The 4,752-nt window shown below is 72.5% G+C and carries 6 protein-coding genes and 2 pseudogenes; 1 reads left to right on the top strand and 7 read right to left on the bottom strand.

The annotated features are described in order from the left end of the window. Window positions 1–746, bottom strand: a 746-nt coding sequence (locus G3573_RS20070) for a hypothetical protein (protein WP_163263448.1), incomplete at its 3' end; no start/stop codon positions are given. Window positions 747–890: 144 nt separating this feature from the next. Here G3573_RS20070 and G3573_RS20065 point away from each other — a divergent pair. After that, a complete protein-coding gene (locus tag G3573_RS20065) occupies window positions 891–1,082 on the top strand; it encodes a hypothetical protein (RefSeq protein ID WP_163263447.1) in 192 nt (63 codons plus the stop codon). 3 nt (window positions 1,083–1,085) lie between these two features. Here G3573_RS20065 and G3573_RS20060 read toward each other — a convergent pair whose 3' ends face one another. The 6 genes and pseudogenes from G3573_RS20060 to G3573_RS20040 form a co-directional block, all read right to left on the bottom strand. After that, complete coding sequence (locus G3573_RS20060) at window positions 1,086–2,462, bottom strand: PAS domain S-box protein (protein ID WP_163263446.1); 1,377 nt, start codon at window positions 2,460–2,462, stop codon at window positions 1,086–1,088. A gap of 167 nt (window positions 2,463–2,629) precedes the next feature. Beyond that, a complete protein-coding gene (locus G3573_RS20055) occupies window positions 2,630–2,788 on the bottom strand; it encodes a hypothetical protein (protein ID WP_163263445.1) in 159 nt (52 codons plus the stop codon). Between the two features lie 111 nt (window positions 2,789–2,899). Beyond that, window positions 2,900–3,580 (bottom strand): 2OG-Fe(II) oxygenase, encoded by a 681-nt coding sequence (locus tag G3573_RS20050; protein WP_346427424.1) that lies wholly within the window; start codon window positions 3,578–3,580, stop codon window positions 2,900–2,902. A gap of 42 nt (window positions 3,581–3,622) precedes the next feature. Next, window positions 3,623–3,841 (bottom strand): annotated as a pseudogene (locus G3573_RS22345) (Ada metal-binding domain-containing protein); the annotation flags it as partial. 83 nt (window positions 3,842–3,924) lie between these two features. After that, window positions 3,925–4,452: a surface-adhesin E family protein gene (locus G3573_RS20045; protein WP_163263443.1), complete on the bottom strand. Its 528-nt coding sequence runs from the start codon at window positions 4,450–4,452 to the stop codon at window positions 3,925–3,927. Window positions 4,453–4,529: 77 nt separating this feature from the next. Further along, window positions 4,530–4,752, bottom strand: a pseudogene (locus tag G3573_RS20040) (hypothetical protein); the annotation flags it as partial.

Here is a 4,752-nt window from a genome sequence, read left to right as displayed (position 1 = left end):
GCCCCGCCCCGCGCCGCCGAAGCCGCGTCCAGGGCCTCGAGCACCCGCAGGGTGTCGGCGTCGTTGCGGGCCGACAGCCGGCCGTCGCGCAGGCGCAGCCAGCGGCCCTCGCTCGCCAGCCGCTCGGCCGAGGGCGACAGGGCCCGCACCCGGCCATCCGCGGCGCAGATGAAGGCGGCGGTCGAGACCGCCTCCATGACGTCGGCCAGCAGGGACAGGCTCTGGTTCTCCAGAGCCAGCTGGGTGCGCACGGCCGCGCGGGCGTGCGGGGCGACCGCGGCGTAGAGGCGCTTTTCCTCGGCCGAGATGTTGCCGACGCTGGCGCCGCGCGCCACCGACATGCCGATCATGCCGCAGTCCTGGTGCATCAGCGGCCCCAGGCAGACATAGGCCAGGTCGTAGCGGCGGATCATTTCGCCGTATTCGGGATTGCGGCGGCAATCCTCGGCCGTGGTGAAGGCGGTCTCGTCCAGAACCGTAAGTTCCGGCGCGCGGCGGGCGATACGGCCTCGCGAATTGACGTTGGGCCGGTGGCCGTCGACGGCGGCGAAATCCGCCGGCATCTCCGGCGGGATGTCGACCATCCAGTTGAAGGAGGCGGTGGCGTCGGCGCTCAGGCCGATCAGCTGGGCGGTGTGCGCTCCCGTCGCGGTCGCCAGCGAGCGCAGGGCGTCGGTCCAACCGCCCGCCCCGATGGCCGCCGCCTGGAAGCGGTCGACGACGCCCGTAAAGGTTTCTTGTTTCACTCGCACCGACGCTCGCCCCCGGGCGCAACCTTGAGGAGATTGCGCGAGCATCGCCGTGAAGTCCATGCGCGGCCGGCGATAGGACGCTGCGCCTCTACAATATTGTAGAGGCGGGCCGCCGCGGGTCCGGGGTAATCGTCGTTCATGCGCGACGTCGACCGGCTGACCCCGCTCAAGATGGATCAGGCCTGCCTTGAGGAACTGATCGAGCTGTACCAGGCCAACTGGACGGGCGACCGGCTGGAGAGTGTCTTCCGCTTGCGGGCCCTGGCCGATCTTTCGACCCTGCCGACCGAAACCCTGCTGCAACTGGCGGCGGAACGCCCGAAGAGCTGAGGCTCACGTCAGCGGCGCTTCGATCTCGCAGACCAGGCCGCCCGGCTCCCAGCGCCGCAGGATGCGGCCGCCCAGGTCGTGTTCGACCACCCGTTCCAGCAGCCGCGCGCCGAAGCCGGCCGCCTCGGGCGGCGCGACGGCGGGCCCGCCCCGCTCGCGCCAGATCAGTTCCAGCCGCTCCGCCGCGGCGGTCCAGCCGATCTCCACCTGGCCGCCCTCGGTCGACAGGGCGCCGTACTTCACCGCGTTGGTCGCCAGCTCCTGCAAGGCCAGAGACAGGGCCAGCGCGCCGTCGGGCGACAGCCGCACCGGCGGGCCGGCGATGCGGAACCGCTCGGCCGGGCCGTGAGCGCAGGTGGCGCGAGACACGACCTCGGCCAGGTCCGCGCCTTCCCAGCTGCCGGCGGTCAGCAGGTCGTGCGCGGACGCCAGGGCCTTCAGGCGCACGTTCAGCGCGGCCTCCGCCTCGGCCAGGGTCTCCGCCCGCCGCAGCGCCAGGCCGACCATGGCCTGCACCACCGCCAGCGTGTTCTTCACCCGGTGGCTCATCTCCTGCAGCAGCAGGCGCTGGCGTTCCTCGGCGCGCTTCTGCTCGGTGATGTCGATGGCCACGCCCAGCAGCCGCGACGGTGTCCCGTCGGGCAGGTAGACGGCCTCGACCCGAATGAGCAGGACGCGGATCGCGCCGTCGGACTTGCGGCGGATCCTCATCTCGTCCTGCAGGAACCGCTCCTTGCGCTCCATGGCCGCGAAGGCGGCGGCCCGGATCCGCGCCGACTCCCCGGGCAGATAGACCGAGCGGATCTCGGCCGTGCTCGGCAGGTAGCCCGGGGGAAAGCCCAGCAGGCGGCCGATCTCCGGGGTCGGGATGATGGTGGTCAAGGCCCCGTCGGTTTCCCAGACCGCCATGCGCCCCGCCTCCAGCGCCAGGCGCAGCCGCGCCTCGCTCAGCCGCAGGGCCGCCTCGGAGGTCTCGCGGGCTTCCGCCACCGTCCGGGCCTGAGTGCGGTCGCGCAGGATCTTCAGGTAGCCGATCAGCGCGTCTTCGGGGCCGCGCAGCGGGGTGAGCCGCCCCTGCGCCCAGAACACCTGGCCGTCCTTGCGCAGGTGCCAGCGCATGTCTTCGGCCCAGCCGCTCACGCGCGCCTGCTCCATCTCGCGCGCCACGACGCCGGCGTCGCGGTCCTGCGGGGTGAACATGGCCTCCACCGGCCGGCCCGACATTTCGTCCGCGGTCCAGCCCAGCACCCGTTCCGCGCCCTGGTTCCAGAAGGTCACCCGGCCGTCCAGGTCGGTCGCCACGATCGCGAAGTCGGTGGCGCTCCGCAAAATGGCCTCCAGCAGGGCCTCGTCCGCCACGGCGGCGTTACGCTCAGCCATCGGTGTGAACCCGGTTCACTTGCGCAACAGCCTCGCGGGGCGACTGTTCCGCCCTCGGGCGCAACCGGTGGCGCGGTAGGTACTAACCGGGAGCCCGCCTTGGACGGGAACGCCAACCGACTGAACGTGCTGACAAAACCGGTCGGATCGGCCGACCGCTCACGCCATCAGCGGATGATCGCGAAGAGGGTGAGCAGCAGCAGGATCACGCCCACCACGCTCGTCCACGGCACGCGCGCGCGGCGGCGGAGCGGATAGGCGGTGAGATAGACCGGCGGACGTGGAATCCCGGTCTCGTCGGCGAAGATGTAATGCGATCTGCGCATGCGCCTGCTCCCGCAACCCGCCCGCAAGCAGAGACGGACACTCGGGGCCTGCGAACCGACGAAGGCGGTGAATCGATCCCCCCTCGGGAGAAAACCGGAGCCGGGACGCACTCACGTCGCGTCGTGGAAGATCACCCCCAGGGTATGCCGCCGGCCCGAGCGCACCTCGCTGACCCCGTGACGCAGGTTGACCCGGTAGGCCCCGCGCGTGCCCGTCACCGGCCGGTGGTGGACGGCGAAGACCACCGCGTCGCCGCGTCCCAGCGGCACGACCGAGGCGCGCGACTGCATGCGCGGGCGCTGCTCGGTCAGCACGAACTCGCCGCCGTCGAAGTCCTCTCCGGGCTGCGACAGCAGGACCGCCACCTGCAGCGGAAACACGTGCTCGCCGTACAGGTCCTGGTGCAGGCAGTTGTAGTCGCCCGCCCCGTAGCGAAGCAGCAGAGGCGTGGGGCGGACCTGCCCGGCGGCCCGGCAGCGCTCGAGAAACTCGGCGTGGCTGTCCGGATAACGCGCCTCCAGCCCCATGCGCGCGTTCCAGCGGTTCGCGACGGGGGCCAGGCGCGGATAGATCGTCTCGCGCAGCTGGGCGACCACGTCGGGCAGCGGATAGGCGAAGTAGCGATACTCGCCCCGCCCGAAGCCGTGGCGCGCCATGATCACCCGGCTGCGGAAGCGCGCATCCTCGTCATAGAAGCCGGCGACAGCCTCGCAGGCCGCCTCGTCCAGCAGGCCCGGCAGCAGGGCCCAGCCGCGCTCGTCCAGCTCGGCCTCGACCCGGGCCCAGTCCACCGCCCTGCCCTGCGCGCGCGCCTCCGCCGGATCGGGCTTGCATCGCTTGCACGGCCGGAAGCCGGCGACGCGCGCGTCCTCCGCCGTCGCGTGAAACCGCACGTTGGCAGGATCGGCCTGCCGTGACGGGCACGACGGCCGGCAGAACACCCCGGTCGTGCGCACCGAATAGACGAACGCGCCGTCGGCCGAGCGATCCCGCGCGACCACGGCCGCCCATCGCGGATCCCGTTCGACGTCCCGACCGGTCAAGGCGTTCATGGCCTGCTCCCTCTGCACTTGGGTGCGGAAGGTGGCGCCTCAGGCCGGTCGGCGCATTCCGGGTCTTGCGGCCGGACCGCCTTTCAGGGGCTGGGCGCGCCGGTGTGCACGCCAGCCCCGTCGTCACCGCCGCCGCACAGGCGTTCGGCCGCATGGGCGGGCACGGAGCCGGGCTCGAGCGGCTTCCACGGCGCCTTCAGGTTCTCGCGCTCCTGGTGGGCCCCTTGCAGGTTGTTGCCCTCGTAGATCCGTATGGCGAGGACGCGCATGCGCGCGCCCTTGCAGTCCAGGTTCCAGATCTGGAGGTTCGAGCGCGACTGCATCGGACCGATCGCGGCCGGCTTGAAGTATTCCTGCCGGACCTCCGCCTGCAGGGTGGCGTCGTCCAGCACCTTGGGCGCGGTCGGCGCCGCCAGGGCGACGGCGCCGTCGTCGGCCGCCAGGACCGACCAGCCCACCGCGTCGATATAACTGTCCACCCAGGCCAGCACCCCCGCCTCGTCGAAGCTGGCGGGCGGCGGCGGTTCGGCCATGGCCGGGGCGGCCTGGGTCGAGGCCGGCATCGTCGTCAGGGCGAACGCGAAGGCCGCCCCCGTCGTCAACGCACGCATCATAGGAAGCTCCCTTCGTCCGCGGGGCTCACAACCGGCGAGCGGGCCCGAGGGCTCCCCCCGGCGAAGGCGTCGCGTCAGTGGAGCTCCGGCGTTCCGGTCGCGATCGGAGCGTCCGGATCGGACGGCGGCGGCGCGGCGGGCGTCAACTGGACCGCTTCGCTCGGGGCTGGCGCGGCCGGTTCGAACATGGCCGGCGGGGTGATGGTGAGCGGCTCGGCCGCGACCGGCGTCTCGCCGGCCGGGGCCTGGGCGACCTTCACCCGGCGGGCGGCCGCCGGCCGGCGCGCCGGGGCGGGC

It is taken from the genome of Caulobacter sp. 17J65-9 (genome assembly GCF_010975005.1).
Lineage (GTDB): Bacteria > Pseudomonadota > Alphaproteobacteria > Caulobacterales > Caulobacteraceae > 17J80-11.
The sequence above is the reverse complement of the archived record's forward strand: the minus strand, read 5'-3'. Positions and strand labels throughout refer to the sequence as shown.